The 17247-nt window shown below is 60.6% G+C and carries 8 protein-coding genes; 5 read left to right on the top strand and 3 right to left on the bottom strand.

Going from position 1 to position 17247, the window contains the following annotated elements; all coding sequences use genetic code 11:
• The first annotated feature begins 717 nt into the window (after positions 1–717).
• The 5 genes from ACIK7D_RS20535 (at position 718) to ACIK7D_RS20555 (ending at position 13625) form a co-directional block, all read left to right on the top strand.
• Entirely contained in the window at positions 718–3660 is a 2943-nt protein-coding gene (locus ACIK7D_RS20535) for an ice nucleation-like protein (RefSeq protein ID WP_127758117.1), read from the top strand.
• Between the two features lie 93 nt (positions 3661–3753).
• A complete protein-coding gene (locus ACIK7D_RS20540; RefSeq protein WP_400157242.1) occupies positions 3754–4719 on the top strand; it encodes a glycosyltransferase family 2 protein in 966 nt (321 codons plus the stop codon).
• A 303-nt stretch (positions 4720–5022) separates the two neighbouring features.
• Positions 5023–6984, top strand: a complete 1962-nt coding sequence (locus tag ACIK7D_RS20545; protein WP_400157243.1) for a glycosyl transferase — start codon at positions 5023–5025, stop codon at positions 6982–6984.
• 102 nt (positions 6985–7086) lie between these two features.
• Positions 7087–8244: a UDP-galactopyranose mutase gene (glf, locus tag ACIK7D_RS20550; RefSeq protein ID WP_400157244.1), complete on the top strand. Its 1158-nt coding sequence runs from the start codon at positions 7087–7089 to the stop codon at positions 8242–8244.
• 194 nt (positions 8245–8438) lie between these two features.
• Positions 8439–13625 carry a beta strand repeat-containing protein gene (locus tag ACIK7D_RS20555; RefSeq protein WP_400157245.1) on the top strand — a complete coding sequence of 1729 codons (5187 nt, stop codon included), beginning with the start codon at positions 8439–8441 and terminating at the stop codon, positions 13623–13625.
• A 103-nt stretch (positions 13626–13728) separates the two neighbouring features.
• On the opposite strand, the gene ACIK7D_RS20560 is transcribed toward ACIK7D_RS20555, so the two are convergent.
• The 3 genes from ACIK7D_RS20560 to msuE form a co-directional block, all read right to left on the bottom strand.
• Positions 13729–15156, bottom strand: a complete 1428-nt coding sequence (locus ACIK7D_RS20560; RefSeq protein ID WP_400157246.1) for an FAD/NAD(P)-binding protein — start codon at positions 15154–15156, stop codon at positions 13729–13731.
• 182 nt (positions 15157–15338) lie between these two features.
• Positions 15339–16442: a dimethylsulfone monooxygenase SfnG gene (gene sfnG / locus ACIK7D_RS20565; protein ID WP_142780941.1), complete on the bottom strand. Its 1104-nt coding sequence runs from the start codon at positions 16440–16442 to the stop codon at positions 15339–15341.
• Positions 16443–16464: 22 nt separating this feature from the next.
• Complete coding sequence (msuE, locus tag ACIK7D_RS20570) at positions 16465–17055, bottom strand: FMN reductase (RefSeq protein WP_137454134.1); 591 nt, start codon at positions 17053–17055, stop codon at positions 16465–16467.
• Positions 17056–17247: the final 192 nt, after the last annotated feature.

The following is a 17247-nucleotide window of genomic DNA, read 5'->3' on the forward strand; positions in this document are numbered from 1 at the left end:
GTCATTCGTGGCGGGTCAGCGCGCTTTGGACACCCATTTTCTGGAATCTCCCCAATCGGCACATCGCCAATTCGTCGCGTGACGCGCGCCTGTCCGTCCAAAGCATTGCCGTGGCCCGGAAACCGGAAATAACAGCTTCCGCTTCAAAAAAACCAACTACACGGCACCCGAAATAAAGGCGACAAAGCAAAGCATTGTTCGATTCTGGCAGCCGTTACATAGGCGGATCAGCTACCGCCAAGAATCACGGGACGGTTTTAGACGAAAATAACGATCAAACCCTTGCGCTTTCACCCCATCAAACGGATACTACTTAGCCGCGAGCGGTCGCGTCTGATTGCCCGCAGTGGAAGCTGATCGAATCGATAGTTAGCTTTGTAATTTTATACTCCATAAGACTCTAAGATACGCAAACATCAAGAATAAAATGCACCGCCTCCAAATATTAACTAGGCTTTAAATGTTGGCCTGATATGACACGCACGTCGCGAAAATCTTAAGCGACGGAAATTATTAAGCGGCATTCGCACAAGCTAGCGTGGAAAATCCGGGCCCCCTTCTCCGGCTCGAATTGCATGATGCGTTTCCAGCGCAGGTTCACATGAGCCATGTTCTCCACAATTTCGCTTTATTTGCGGATGTCGGACCGCTGTCATCACGGGCAGTGTCTGGCAGCAGATAGGCGTGACCAGTCGCCATCCGGTAAAGGACACGTTCATGACGTCTATTCTCTCCTCACTGTCTGCTGTGCAGATTTCCAAGCTTTCCACCTCCACGATCGCCAGCCTAACCTCGGAAGACGTGAATGCGCTGGACAGCACCAAGATCAAGGCCCTCTCGTCGTCTCAGATCGCTTCTTTGAGCACAGATAACCTTGCTCTTTTCAGCTCTGAAGATCTCCGGGCCATTTCGGTCAGCGCCTTCAAGGGCTTGACGCTGACCCAGATCGCAAAGCTGAGCTCCGCTCAGATCAGCGGCCTGTCGGCGTCTCAGGTTACGGCGCTTTATACCAGCCAGATCGACGCCCTCTCGACCGACCAGATCAAGGCTCTCAACTCGGCTCAGGTCGCCGGTCTCAGCTCCGCACAGGTTGCAACCCTGAACAGCAGCGAACTGGCGCTGTTCTCGACCGACGAAATCAAGGCGATCAGCGCCAACGCCATCGCCGGCCTGTCCGCAGCCGCGCTCGCTGCTCTCAGCACCGAAAACGCCGCCGCCCTGACAAAGTCTCAGATCGCCGCCCTGTCTTCGACGCAGCTTAACGCCCTGTCTTCCGACAGCCTTGCCACCTTCTCCGCCGACGAGATCAAGGCCATCAGCACCAAGCTCCTCGCCGGCCTCGATGTCACCAAGCTGAGCACCGGTAACGTCGCCGCCCTGAGCAGAACGCAGATTTCGGCGCTTTCCTCGGCACAGTTCGCAGCTCTGTCGACGGACCAGATCAAGGCCCTCAACTCCGATCAGGTCGCCGGCCTCAGCTCCGCTCAGGTCGCAACCCTCAGCAGCAGCGAGCTGGCACTGTTTTCGACCGACGAAATCAAGGCCATCAGCGCCAATGCTGTCGCTGGCCTTTCCCTGGCTGGTCTCGGCACTGAAAACGCCGCTGCACTGACCAAGACGCAGATCGCCGGCCTGTCTTCGACACAGCTGAACGCCCTGTCCTCCGAGAGCCTTGCCACTTTCTCGACCGATGAAATCAAGGCCATCAGCACCAAGGCGCTTGCCGGCCTCGACGTCACCAAGCTGAGCACCGGAAACATTGCCGCCCTGAGCAGAGCGCAGGCAGCGGCGCTGTCCTCGGCACAGTTCGCAGCCCTGTCGACGGATCAGATCAAGGCCCTCAACTCCGATCAGGTCGCCGGCCTCAGCTCCGCTCAGGTTGCGACCCTCAGCAGCAGCGAGCTGGCACTCTTCTCGACCGACGAAATCAAGGCGATCAGCGCTAACGGCATTGCCGGCCTTTCCGCCGCTGCACTCGCTGCTCTCAGCACCGAAAACGCTGCGGCGCTGACAAAAACGCAGATCGCCGGTCTGTCTTCGACACAGCTCAACGCCCTGACTTCCGATAGCCTTGCCACCTTCTCGACCGACGAGATCAAGGCCATCAGCGCCAGAGCCCTTGCCGGCCTCGACGCCAGCAAGCTGAGCACCGGCAACGTCGCCGCCCTGAGCAGAACACAGGCAGCGGCACTGTCCTCGGCACAGTTCGCAGCCCTGTCGACCGACCAGATCAAGGCCCTCAACTCTGATCAGGTCGCCGGCCTCAGCTCCGCGCAGGTCGCGACCCTCAGCAGCAGCGAACTGGCTCTGTTCTCGACCGATGAAATCAAGGCGATCAGCGCTAACGCCGTTGCCGGCCTTTCCGCAGCAGCGCTCGCTGCTCTCAGCACCGACAATGCCGCTGCACTGACCAAGACGCAGATTGCCGGCCTGTCTTCGGCACAGCTCAACGCCCTGACTTCCGATAGCCTTGCCACCTTCTCGACCGATGAAATCAAGGCGATCAGCACCAAGGCCCTTGCCGGCCTCGATGTCACCAAGCTGAGCACCGGCAACGTCGCCGCCCTGAGCAAAACGCAGATCACTGCACTCTCCTCGGCACAGTTCGCAGCGCTGTCGACCGACCAGATCAAGGCCCTCGGCTCGGAGCAGGTCTCCGGTCTTAGCTCCGCTCAGGTCGCGACCCTGAGCAGCGCTGAACTGGCTCTGTTCTCGACCGACGAAATCAAGGCGATCAGCGCCAATGCTGTCGCCGGCCTTTCCTTGGCTGGTCTTGGCACTGAAAATGCTGCCGCGCTGACCAAGACGCAGATCGCCGGCCTGTCTTCGACGCAGCTTAACGCTCTGTCTTCCGACAGCCTTGCCACCTTCTCGACCGACGAGATCAAGGCCATCAGCACCAAGGCGCTTGCTGGCCTCGACGTCACCAAGCTGAGCACCGGCAACGTCGCCGCCCTAAGCAAAGCACAGGCGGCAGCGCTCTCCTCTGCACAGTTCGCAGCCCTGTCGACCGATCAGATCAAGGCCCTCGGCTCCGAACAGGTCTCCGGTCTCAGCTCCGCTCAGATTGCGACCCTGAGCAGCGCCGAACTGGCTCTGTTCTCGACCGATGAGATCAAGGCCATCAGCGCCAACGCCATCTCCGGTCTTACCCTGGCCGGTCTCGGCACTGAAAACGCCGCCGCTCTGACCAAGACGCAGATCGCCGGCCTGTCTTCGACGCAGCTTAACGCTCTGTCCTCCGACAGCCTTGCCACCTTCTCGACCGATGAGATCAAGGCCATCAGCACCAAGGCTCTCGCCGGCATCGACGCCACCAAGCTGAGCACCGGCAACGTCGCCGCCCTCAGCAAAGCACAGGCGGCAGCGCTCTCCTCGGCACAGTTCGCGGCCCTGTCGACCGACCAGATCAAGGCCCTCAACTCCGATCAGGTCTCCGGCCTCAGCTCCGCGCAGGTCGCAACCCTGAACAGCACTGAACTGGGCCTCTTCTCGACCGACGAGATCAAGGCCATCAGCGCCAATGCCATCGCAGGCCTTTCCACCGCTGCCATCGCTGGTCTCAGCAGCAGCCAGGCCGGTGCGCTCTCGGCCCAGCAGCTGAAGGTCATGAACGATGCACAGGTCGAGGCGGTCATCAAAGCCTACAAGGCAGTATAAGCCTTAAACGACCCGACAAAACCTACGACGCGGCTCAGGCCGCGTCGTAACATTTTAATTGCAGAATGCCCCAGAGGACATTCAGTATCTGTCATGGCAAAAATATCCGTCATCATCCCGGCCTACAACATGGCCAGTCTTATCGGCGAGACACTCGACAGTGTTCTGCGCAATGAAACCGAGATGGATATCGTCGTCGTCGACGATGCCTCCACCGACAATACCTGCGACATCGTCGAGCAATACATCGCGCGGCACGCCAATATAAGGCTGATGCGCAGCGAGACGAACACCGGGCCGGGTGTCGCCCGCAACAGGGCGCTGGCGACCATCGACAGCGAATATTGCCTGTTTCACGACGCTGACGACCTCCTGCACGACGGAGCTGTCGATACCGTTCTGCCTTTGATGGATGAGACGAATATCGATGTCGCCGCATTCAGATATAGCGTGTTGAGAACGGCAGATGGCCCCGCCGGCGAAATGGCGCCTATCGACAAGAATATCTGGGATAGCGTCCTCGGCAGCCGCGACAGCGCAATGATCGACCTCGACTCGACCGCGCAATTCCTGGTGACGATCAATTACCCATGGAACAAGATACTGCGGACATCTTTCATTCGCCGGACAAGCTGGCGCTTCTCCACCGCGCGGATCAACGAAGATATCCTGCCGCACTGGGCGGCCTATATGAATGCCGGACGGTTTCTGGCCATTAACAGCAGCCTGACAACACACCGTCTCGTCCCGGGGCGGGAGCAGCATACGAGCACGTTCGACGAGCGCCGGCTTGAGATGTTCGCAGCGCTGAAAGACATCGAGAAGCTTTTCCTGGACAATCCGATCTTCAGGGCAAAATATTACCCGATCTTCATCGTCTTCAAGGCGGGTTTGCTGGAATGGGCGGCCAAGCAGATGCGGCAGGACCTGCACGGTCTTTTCCGCGAATATGTCGCACATTCATATCAATACTTCACGGATGAAGACTTCGACAGTGTCTATCGGATCAACCCGTCAATCGCGCTGGCGAGCTACAGGATGAAATACTCTCATCGCTAGACATGAGAGTGATCCTTACTGCCGCATGACAGCATCAATCTCCCGGAAGCCGGCGCCTGACCGGGAGGAAACTTCGCCCGGCCACACCACAGGCTGATCCGGGCAAGCAACCCCGCCTCAAACACATCCAGCCACAGGCAAGTTACCTGCGATAGCTAAGGACGGCCCATCAACAGGCTGTTCTTATCTTCGACCCTTTGTCGCTTGCCGCAGGATGTCATGACCGCCAATCCCGTCTCACCTTCAAACGACGCCGCCGCTCCCAGCGCCCTTGATCTTGCGCGGAACCAGCGGATGAGTCTCATGGATCTGCTGAGCGTAACCGAGGCGCTCAGTGCTGCCGGTCAACGGGCCGCGGCTGCGGAACTCTACAAGACCTGGGTTGCGTTCAACGACAACAATCCCGTCATTCATCTCGCCTATTTCAACTATGCCGTCGCGCTCAGCCAGCTTGGCGACCGCGCGGGCGCCGTCCAGGCTTTCCGCGCCTGTTTGAAGGCCAATCCGCAATTCGCTCCCGGTTACATCAATCTCGGTCGTGTCCTCGAAGATAGCGGGTTGATCGGCCAGGCCGTGGAACAATGGTCGCAGTATGCCGAAATGACGAAGCACCTCGACGCCGAAGCGATTGGCCATCGGCACATGGCCCTGCAGAACATCGGCCGCGTTCTCGAAGGCGCCGGAAAGCTCGAGGATGCTGAAACCGCCTTGCTGCAGGCGTTCGAGCTGCGGCCGGAATTGCCGGAGGCAGGTCAGCACTGGGTGTCGTTGCGGCAGCGCCAGTGCAAGTGGCCGGTGCTTGCTCCTTCAAACCACGTCCCTGCGCGCAAGATGCTCGATGCGATGTCCTCGCTGACGCTGAGCTGCTACGCCGACGATCCGATGTTCCAGCTGGCCAAGGCATATCGCTACAGCAAAACGGTGGTCGGCACGCGGCCGGACCTCAGCCGTTTTCCGCGGAGATCGCCGAAGCTGAAGTCCGGAACCGGTGAGCGGCTGCGCGTCGGTTACCTCTCGTCGGATCTTCGCGATCATGCCGTGGGCTTCGCTCTCTGCGAGGTTCTGGAGTTGCATGACAGGGACAGCCTTGAGGTCTTCGCCTATTATTGCGGTAACGTCCGCAACACCGACAGCACGCAGGAGCGGATCAAGGCAGCAGTCCATTGCTGGCGGGATATCCACGGCCTGGACGATGCCGCTGCGGCATCGCAGATCATCTCCGACGAAATCGATATTCTGATCGACGTGAACGGCTACACCAAGGACGCGCGCACGAAGATTTTCGCCTATCGCCCCGCGCCGGTCATCGTCAGTTTCTGCGGTTACCCCGGATCGATGGGAAGCCCGTTCCATCAGTACCTGATTTCGGACGGTTACATGATCCCGCCGGAGAACGACATCTATTACTCCGAGAAGGTCCTGCGCATCGCCTGTGACCAGCCGCTCGACCGCAAGCGGCCCATCGCCGCCCGGCCAAGCCGAGCCGAGGTGGGGCTGCCGGAGGATGCGTTCGTCTATGCCAGCTTCAACGGCATGCAGAAGATTACCGAAAGCTGCTTTGCGCGATGGATGACGATCCTGTCGCAGACGCCGGGCAGCCTGTTGTGGCTGCTGGCGGGCGATGAAGACGTCAATCAGCACCTGCAGGCCATCGCCGAAAAAAGCGGCATCTCACCTGACCGGCTCGTCTTTGCGCCGAAGGTTCCGAACCCGCAGCACATCGCCCGTATCGGCGTTGCCGATCTGTTTCTGGACACATTCCCCTATGGCGCACACTCCACGGCCGCGGACGCCATAACATCCGGCCTGCCCGTCCTTACCATGCCCGGCAAGACATTTGCGGCGCGCTTCTGCGGCAGCATCGTCACCGCAGCGGGTGTTCCGGAAATGATTTGCTCTTCGCCGGAAGACTATGTCGCCCGCGCCATCGGTTTCGAACGCGACCGGAAGAAGCTTCTGGAGGTCAGAGAATCGATCGCCCGGCAGCGGGATACCAGCGTATTGCGGGATATTCCCGCCCTGGCGCGCCGTCTGGAAGAGCTGTTCTGGCAAATGCAGGGCGAATGCGAACGCGGCGAGACGCCAGTGCCGGATCTCAGCAATCTCGATCTTTATTATGAGCTGGGCGCGGAAGCCGTGTTCGAGAACGTAGAGTTCGAAGACGAGCAGAGCTATCGCAATCGCTATCTCAAGAAACTCGCTCAATGGCACGACTATTCGCCAATTCGCTATGACAATCGCCTCTGGCGGAAACCGGATAACTGAGCACGGGATAGTCTCGACCGGCCGGGGCATGCGCTGCACGGCACCTCTTCGATGCAAATCTCGACCGCCCACTGGGCGACATATGAACGGGACTGATCACCAATGTTCGCGGACGAAAGAATTGTGATTGTGGGCGCCGGGCTTTCCGGCGCGGTCATCGGCCGGGAGCTGGCGCAGGCAGGCCACAGGGTCGATATCGTCGATGCGCGCGATCACATTGCCGGCAATTGCCACACCGAACGCGACGGTGAGACCGGCGTTATGGTGCATGTTTACGGCCCGCATATTTTCCACACCGACGACAGGGAAGTCTGGGACTATGTGAACGGCTTTCAGACGTTCATGCCTTACAAGAACCGGGTCAAAACGACGAGCGGCGAGCGCGTCTATTCGCTGCCGGTCAATCTGCACACGATCAACCAGTTCTTCGGCAAGAATTTCCGGCCCGATGAAGCCAGAGCCTTCATCGAGGAAAAGGCCGACAAGTCGATTACCGATCCACAGACCTTCGAGGAGCAGGCGCTGCGCTTCGTCGGCCGCGATCTCTATGAGGCCTTCTTCAAGGGATACACCGAGAAACAATGGGGCTGCTCGCCGACGGAACTGCCAGCCTCGATCCTGAAACGCCTGCCCGTGCGCTTCAACTATGACGACAACTACTTCTTCCACAAATATCAGGGCATGCCGGAAACCGGCTATACGGACATGATCGAACGCATCCTCGATCATCCCAATATCAGCGTCAAACTTGGCACACATTTCCAGCGCGCCGAAGCGCCGGCCTCTGCACACGTCTTCTATTCCGGTCCGCTCGACGGCTATTTCGACTTCGAATTCGGCCGTCTGGCGTACCGGACGCTCAATTTCGAACGCTTCACCTATGACGGCGACTACCAGGGCTGTGCGGTGATGAATTATGGCGACGTTTCGGTGCCCTTTACCCGCATCACCGAACACAAGCACTTTTCTCCGTGGGAAGACCATGCCGGCTCCGTCTGCTACCGGGAGTTCTCCCATGAATGCGGCCCGCAGGACATTCCCTATTATCCCATCCGGCTGGTCGAGGACAAAGAACAGCTCGCCGAATATGTGGCGCGCGCCGAACGGGAAGCATCGGTAACCTTTGTCGGGCGGCTCGGGACCTATCGTTATCTCGACATGGATGCGACCATTCGCGAGGCGCTCGACACCGCCCGCCTCTATCTCGCCCGGCGAGCGGAGGGCGCTCCCATGCCGGCATTCCTGCATTCGCCCGTCTGAGACGGGCCTGTCCGTTCTCTTCCATCAAAACAGGCAATTAACGCTCCAGCGGCTGAAGCGTAACAACTTCAGGTTCAGGCAAGCCCGATTGCGTACTCAACATTTGAAAAATGGTGGACCTGCGTAACCGACCCCCTTCCGGGGCTTTAGCAGAAAATCCACCTGTTGGGCCTGGACTTTAGGATTTTTCAGACATGACGTCGATCATTTCTTCCCTGAACGTCAATCAGATCAGATATCTTTCGACAGAGGCGGTCGCAGCCTGGACAACCGACGACGTGGCGTCGCTTTCCACAACGCAGATCAAAGCGCTCTCGTCGGCCCAGATCGCGGCACTGGATGTGGAGGATGTCAAAGTCCTCAACTCACAACAGTTGAGCGCCATTTCGCAGGGCGCCATCGTTGGCCTGACGCTGGATCAGCTTAACATTCTCGATCAATACGCCATCAAAAGCCTGAATTCGAGCCAGATTTCTGCGCTTACCACCACCCAGCTCCATGCCCTGACGACGGAACAGGCGGAAGCTTTGACCTCATCTCAGGTGCGCGCCCTCAATGCGACGCAGATTGCCGCGCTGAGCGCTGAAGATATAGCGACGTTCTCAACCGCCGATATCGCAGCGCTCACGAGCAAAGCCATGCCGGGCCTGAGCACAGAGGTGATCGCAGGGCTTACCCCCGAGCAGATCGCGGCCCTGAGCACGAGCGCCGTTGCGAGCCTGACGACCGACCAGATCACGGTCCTGAGCCCGGAACAGGCCGAAGCCCTGTCGCCGGCGCAGGTCAAAGTGCTGAGCTCTATGCAACTCGCTGCTCTCGGCACGGACGATATAGCGACATTCTCGACCGCCGACATCGCGGCGATTACCGTCAAGGCCATGCCGGGCCTCAGCACCGAGGCAATCGCAGCGTTTAGCCCGGATCGGATCGCCGCCCTCAGCGCAAGCACGATTGCCGGTCTGACGATCGACCAGATCGAAACCCTGAGCACCGCCCAGATCGCCGCATTGACGACGGCGCAGATTGCCGCACTCAAGACGACGCACATCGCCGCCTTAAGCACCAGCCAGGTCGAAGCCCTGTCGCCGGAACAGGTGAGGTCGCTGAGCGCGGCACAATTCGTGGCTCTCAGCGCGGAGGACATCGCGACATTCTCAACCGCCGATATAGCGGAGATCACCGGCAAAGCCATGCCCCGTCTGGGTACGGAGACGATCAGCACGCTTACCAAAGAGCAGATCGCCGCATTGACCACGGCCCAGATGAACGCCCTTGGCGTAGCGCAATTTCAGGCCTTGAGCGCCGGTCAGATCGAGGCCCTGTCAACCGCTCAGATTGCCGCCCTCAGCACCGGCGTGGTCGCAAACCTAATAGCCGACCAGATCGAAGCCTTCAGCACCCAGCAGGTAGAGGCCCTGTCCTCGGCACAGGTGAAGTTGCTGAGCTCGATCCAGCTTGCGGCCCTGAGCGCGGAGGACATAGCAACATTCTCGACCGCCGATATCGCGGCGATCACGAGCAAAGCCGTGTCCGGCCTGAGTGCTGACGCAATCGCAGCGCTTTCCACCGCCCAGATCGCCGCCCTGACCACCAGCGCCATTGCCGGCCTGACGGCCGATCAGATCGAAGTTCTGAGCACAGAGCAGGTCGAGGCGCTGTCTCCGGCGCAGGTGAAGTCCCTCAGTTCAGCGCAGCTCGCAGCCCTGAGCACCGAGGATCTAGCGACATTCTCGACCGCCGATATCGCAGCGATCACGAATAAGGCCATGTCGGGCTTGAACACCGATGTTATCGCGGCCTTCACCACCGCTCAGATCGGCGCCCTCACCACCAGCGCCATTGCCGGCCTCACCTCCGATCAGATCGAAGCCCTGAGCGGCAATCAGGTCAGTCTTCTATCGACCGCGCAGATCAAGGCGTTGAGCCCGGTTCAGGTCGCCGCCCTGGGCAACGACGTGGCCGCCCTGTCCACCAGCCAAACGGCCATGTTGAGCACATCGGGCATCAAGGGCCTGACCAGCGATCAGATTGCGGCCCTCAGCATCGATCAATTCGCGGCCCTGACCACGGCCCAGATCGCGGCTTTCGGCTCGGGACAGATTGCGGCATTGAGCACGGACAATATCGCATCGCTTTCCGTGGCCCAGCTTGCGGCAATGAGCACCTCCGGCATCCTGGGGCTTTCGACCGGCCAGATCGCCGCCCTCAGCACCGATCAGGTTTCCAGGCTGTCGACCAAGCAGATGGCGCGGTTGAGCTCGGCACAAGTTGCCACCCTCGGCACGGACGACATAGCCGCTCTTTCGACAGCCCAGATCGCCTCCCTGAGCGCCGCGGGCATTACGGGATTAAGCGCGCAGCAGCTGGCGACCCTCACCACCAGCCAGGCCGAAGCCTTAACGAGCGCGCAGATCGTCAATCTCGGCTCCACACAGATTTCGCAGCTGGGGACGGACGATCTGGCGAAATTCACGACCAAGGACATCGCCGCGATCACTTCCAGCGCAATCGCAGGACTGACGGCAGAGACCATCGCCTCCCTGACGACAGCCCAGATTGCCGCCCTGAATGTACAAAGCATCGGCGCGTTGAGCACCGCGCAGATCGCCGCCTTGAGTATCGCCCAGGTCGAGGCCTTGACCACCGCCCAGGTCGGCGCTCTCAGCTCGAAACAGATCGCCGCCTTGAGCGCGGACGACATTGCGACATTCTCGACCAAGGATATCGCCGCGATCAGTTCCAGTGCGATCGCTGGATTGTCGGCAGAGACCATCGCCTCCCTGACGACAGCGCAGATTGCCGCCCTGAACGTGCAAAGCATCGGTGCGTTGAACACCGCGCAGATCGCCGCCCTGAGCACCGCACAGGTCGAGGCCTTGACCAGCGCCCAGGTCGGCGCGCTCAGCTCGACGCAGGTAGCGGCCCTGAGCGCGGAGGATATGGCGACGTTCTCGACCAAGGACATTGCCGCCCTCGGTTCGAATGCGATCCCGGGCTTGTCCACGCAAACCATAGCGTCGCTGACGACAGCGCAGATCGCAGCGCTGAGTACGGCTGGCGTTAGTGGGCTGAGCACCGGGCAGGTCGCAGCGCTTACTGGCGATCAGGTGGACGCCCTGACCAGTACCCAAATCGCGGCGCTCACCTCAAAACAGGTTGCGGCCCTGAGCGTGGCTGACATCGCCTCGCTTTCGGCAGCCCAGATAGCCTCCCTCAGCACGGCGGGCATAACGGGCCTGACCACTGACCAGATCGCGGCCCTCGATACCGCGCAGGTCGAGGCTTTGACCGATACTCAGGTCGGTGCTCTCAGCTCGAAACAGATTGCAGTCTTGGGTACGGACGACATGGCAACGTTCTCGACCAAGGACATTGCCGCGATCAGTTCAAATGCCATCCCGGGCTTGTCAACGGAGACCATCGCGTCGCTGACCACGGCCCAGGTCGCAGCCTTGAGTGCGGCTGGCGTTGGAGGGCTGAACACCGGGCAGGTCGCCGTCCTGACGAGCGATCAAGTCGACGCCCTGATCAGTATCCAGGTCGGCGCCCTCACCTCCAGACAGGTTGCCGCCCTCAGCGTGGCCAGCATCGCCTCGCTTTCGGCAACCCAGATAGCCGCCCTCAGCACGGCGGGCATAGCAGGCCTGACCACCGATCAGATCGCCGCTCTCAACACCGCACAGGTCGAGGCCTTCACCAGTGCTCAGATCGGTGTCCTCAGCGCAAAACAAATTGCGGCCCTCAGCGCCGGTGGCCTTGATACATTCACTGCCGCCGAGCTGGCTGTCATCAGCTCGAGTGCGATCTCGGGCCTGTCGACAGCGGCAATCGCTTCGCTGACGACGGCGCAGATCGCCGCCCTGGGCGCAGCGGCAATACCCGGCCTGACCACCGCCCAGATCGCGGCCCTCGGCACCGGTCAGGTGGATGCCCTCACCAGCGCCCAGATCGCCGCCCTCACCTCCAAGCAGGTTGCGGCTCTGAGCGTCGCGAGTATCGCCTCGCTCTCGGCAGCCCAGATCGCCGCCCTCAGCACGGCGGGCACGGCGGGCCTGACCACCGATCAGATCACGGCCCTCGACACCGTTCAGGTCGAGGCCCTGACCGGCAGTCAGATCGGCACTCTCAGTTCGAAACAGATCGCGGCCCTCAGCGCCGGCAATCTCGATACATTCACTGCCGCCGAGCTGGCCGCCATCAGTTCGAATGCGGTCTCGGGCCTGTCGACAGCGACCATCGCTTCGTTGACGACCGCTCAGATCGCCGCGCTCGGCGCGGCGGCAATACCGGGCCTGACGACCGATCAGATCGCGGCTCTCGGCACCGGTCAGGTGAGCGCGCTGACCAATGCGCAGATCAGCGCCCTCACTTCCAAACAGGTTGCGGCCCTGAATACGGCCGACATCGCCTCCCTTTCCGTCAGCCAGATAGCGGCTCTGGACGCCAAGGCGATTGCAGGCCTTGGCAGCGCACAGACCGGTGCGTTGAGCATTGAACAGGTCCAGACATTATCCACCCGGCAGATAGCATCGCTGAACTCGGATGCGCTCAAGGGCCTGTCCGCGGAGATGCTGGAAACCTTCTCGACGGAGGAACTCGCGGCTATCGGTTCAAGCGCGATAAAGGGACTGTCCACGGACTTTATCGCCGCTCTTTCCACCGCCGAGGTTGCGGCCCTGAGCACGGCTGGCGTCGCCGGATTGACCGGCGATCAGATCAATGCCCTCGGCAAGGACCAGATCGAAGCACTCTCCACCAGCCAGATCGCCGCATTGAGTTCGGCCGGACTTGCGGGATTGACGGCGGATGATCTGGATACATTCTCGACCGGGGAACTCGCCGCCATCAGTTCGACGGCGATCAAGGGACTGTCCGCCACCGTCGTGGCCTCCCTGTCTTCTCAGGAGATCACCGCTTTGACGACGGGCCAGGTGGCTGCGCTGAGCTACGGTCAGGTCGCGGCGATGGGGTCCGCGCAAATCGGAGCGCTGTCACTGTCACAGGTCAGCGTCCTCAACGCGCTGCAGGCAGCCGCGCTTGGCGGCGACGACCTGACGGCATTTTCCACCGAGCAGATCATCAGCCTGAGTTCGAGCGCGATCTCGGGATTGGGCACCGGTACGCTCGCTGCCCTGACGGCCTCCCAGGCGGCAGCCTTCACGCCAGGCCAGGTCGCCGCCATGACATCGGCGCAGGTTACGGCCTTGAACAGCGCCAAGACCACCAACAGCTCTGTCCAGGATATCGCCTCCCTGATCTCAACCACCGATGAGACGACTTCGACCCAGGACAGCGCGACCAGCACATCAGTGGCGGCTTCGAGTGAAACGCAGGAGACGTCTGACGTCGCTGCAACCATTTTGTCCTACCTGGACGTCTGACGTTAACCCTGCGAATAGAGGGACGTAACCGGGCCGGGATAGCTGCCATCGCCTGATGGCAGCCGCTATTTCGCCGGCTCATCAACCATGCATCGGTTTGCGTTCAGACCGGGGCCGGGCTGCTCGTCGCTGGCGCGAGGCTCCGTGCGATCTCTCCGGCAACGAAGATCGCGTGCTCGGTAACCTGGGGCAGGCCCATCAGCTCACCAAAGGTTCCGCGCGCCAGCGGACCGCCGATCAGCAGCGTTTCAATGGCCTGGCCGCGGCTGTCGATGGCGCGGGATCGCTCGTCGCAGTGGATGCCCAGCCCCGTCGGGCAAAAGGTCAAAAGCCCCGCCTGCTCCAGACCGGAAAGAAAAGCCTGCGATTTCAGAATTCCACCATGGGCGGGACCGGTCGTCACGACGATAGCATCGACGTCGAGCCGCGCGATGTCCCTTTTGCCACGAAACCGCAGATCGACATGCAACGAACCGTCTTCGCCAGCCTGCGCGGACACAAGCGACCCGGCGACGATCTGTAACCGGCCCGAAATTATGGCCTCATCCAGAAGTCTCTCCACCTGCGGCGCGATCCTGAACCGGTGCGCGTCCCAGAAGGGCCGCAGCCACCGCACCACCCTGCGCTTTTCGATCAGGGGAAGGTTCCGCCATATGTCGCGTCCCTGCAGGCGAACGGCGTCCAGAACGCCATGCCAGCTCGCACCGCCCGCCTGCGACACTCGCACAGCCTCTCGAATCCGCCGCAATAGTTCCGACGCGCGTCTGGAGGGCGGATCGACAAAATCGCCGTAGGGTTCCTGCGGCAAGGCCGGATGGCCACGCGACCGCAAGCCGCGGCGCGACAGCGAAACGACCCGCGCATGATGGCCGCGCCGGTGGAGCGCGGCAAAGGCATCAGCCGCGGTCAAGCCATTGCCGACGATCAGAATGCGGTCACCCGCGGCGATATTTTCCAGCGCGGCGTCCGCATTCAAGTCCGCCACCAGTTTCGGATGACCGGCAAGCGGTTTAAACACCTGCGGAAGCGCCGGCGGCGGATGGCTGGTCGCAACCACCACGATGTCCGCGAAATGGCTATCACCGTCCGCAGTTTGCAGCTCCCAGCCATCCGCATGGCGGGCCACATGTTTCACCGTGCTGCGCCTGTGCTCAACAATGCCCGCATCCAGCAAAGGCGCGATCTCGGCCGCGACATAGGCGCCGAAGACCCTGCGTTGCGGATAGGCCTGCCCGTCGGGCAAAACCGCTGCTGCATCGCCCGCCAGGGCGTTCGATGTGTCGAGATAATGGAGGAAATTATCCGGATCATCAGGATAAAGCGTCATGCGGCCGGCCGGTACGTTGATCCGGTTGGCCGGCTCCGGCGTGGAATAGGCAAGCCCCGCACCCAACGCCTCTCTCGGCTCGAACACGACGATCCGCACATTTTCGAACGGCCCAGCGGCCCGATGGAGATGAAGGGCAATCGCTGCCCCGCTAAATCCACCGCCTATGATGGCGACAATGGCATTATTCCGGCTCACTGACATTTCAACTCACGCGATCTCGGCGGCTCACGGACCGAATAACGTCCGATTTTAGCAGCCGGGATGAAAAATTCACAGCGATGCGTGTCAGGCCGCGCAAGTTCGAGTGCATGCGTCCCGTCCGGTTCGGCTGCGGCACTTTCGGCGGATGAGCGGCGACGGCCGCTCCACCTGTTCTGCCTGCGTTATTCGGCTGCAATCGCCGCGCTTTCCTCGGCCTCTTCGAGTGCGCGCACCAGCGGAATGACGTGCTTGCCGAAATACTCGACCTCCTCCTGGAAGTGCAGGAAACCGAGTAGGATAAGATCGGCGCCGGCGCGCTTCAGGCGCACGATGCGCTCCGCCACCTGTTGGGGGGTGCCGATGAGGTTTGAGCGGAAACCGTCATTATACTGAACGAGATCCTCGAAGCTGGATTTCGCCCAGTTACCCTCTCCTTCCGGGGAGGCCTTACCGGCATTCTTCACTTCATGGCCAAAAGCGTTGACCGCTTCCGGATTGGCCTTCTCGATGATTTCGGCAAGCACGGCCTTTGCCTCTTCCTCCGTCTCACGCACGATGGCGAAGGCATTTACACCGACCTTGACCGAATGATTGTTCTCAGCCGCCTTGGCACGAATGTCATCGACCTGCCTTGCGATCTCTTCCGGGGTGTTACCATTGGTGAAATACCAGTCGGAAACGCGGGCCGCCATATCGCGGGCTGCGCGCGAAGAACCGCCCTGAAAGATTTCAGGCTGCGGATCGATCGGCTTCGGCTTCAGGGAATAATTGTTGAAGCGATAGAAATCGCCGCGGAAGGTGAAGCTGTCTTCCGTCCAGATGCCGCGCAATGCACGGATGAACTCCTCCGAGCGGCGATAGCGCTCGTCGTGGTCGAGCCACGGTTCGCCGATGGCATGGAACTCGCCGCGAAACCAGCCGCTGACAATGTTGACCGCAACGCGGCCATTGGTGAGGTGGTTAATCGTGGCGATCTGTTTTGCAGCGAGCGCCGGGTTCCACGGCCCTGGCAGAATGGCGGCGATGACCTTCAGCGTCTTTGTCGACTCCAGCAGGGAATGGCTGAAAGAGACGGATTCATGCTGGAACTCGGCACCGTAACCGGCCGTGAATCGAATCTGGCTCAGCGCATAATCGAAGCCGCTCGCTTCCGCGATCTGCGCGAGCTTGCGGTTATAGTCGATGGTCCAGCTGGTGCGTTGTTCAATGTTGGAGATGACGAGGCCACCGGAAACATTCGGAACCCAATAGGCGAATTTAACGGGCTCGGCGGTGCGTGCGGTCATGATAAATTCCTCTCTTGCAATCTCAGTTGGCAGCCGCTTCGCGTGAAACGACGGAAAGGGTCGGATGGTGATCGCCGCCGCCAAGCGCTTTGGCGGGTAAAAGCTCGAACAGATCGGCAACGGCGCGCTCAATGCGCGCTTCGACGGCCGGGTTTGAAAGCGTGTATCCGGTAAAATCCGCCTCGACGGCATAAACCGTGGTCGGCACGGTAACAGCGCCGAAGAAGCCAAACAGCGGACGGAACTGGTGTTCCAGCATCAGGCCATGCAACGGCGAGCCGCCGGTCGCGGCAAGGATCACGCGTCGACCCTGCAGGGCACGGAAATCGACAAGATCGAATAAATGCTTGAGCGCGCCCGTATAGGACGCGCGATAGACCGGCGAACCGACGACGAGCACATCGGCAGCCTCGACGGCATCGATGATCCTACGCCCGGCCTCGTCGAGCTGGTCTGCGCGCAATGCCCGAAATAGAACCGGCGCGGCATCGGCAAGATCGATGAGGTCGGTTTCAACCTTCGCCGTCCGCCCGATCGCCGCAACAATTCGTTCAACGACATGCGCCGTGCGGGATGGCCGCTTCACACTACCGGAAATGCCAAGGATCTTCATATCCATTCGCCCTTCTTTTGTGTGTATTTTCTATGTTTTTAATAGGCTATCAAAGACGCTCATTCCAAAAGCCGTATATTTTGAGAAATGCTTTCGCGTATTTGGGCCAAAGCGTCGACTGTTTCACACGGGGTAAGGCGGTCGCTGCAAGTGCCGAAGCGGAAAGCCGCTCATGCCCTCAACGGGCATATA

The organism is Agrobacterium sp. P15N1-A, from assembly GCF_044626815.1.
Classification (GTDB): Bacteria; Pseudomonadota; Alphaproteobacteria; order Rhizobiales; family Rhizobiaceae; genus Agrobacterium; species Agrobacterium leguminum.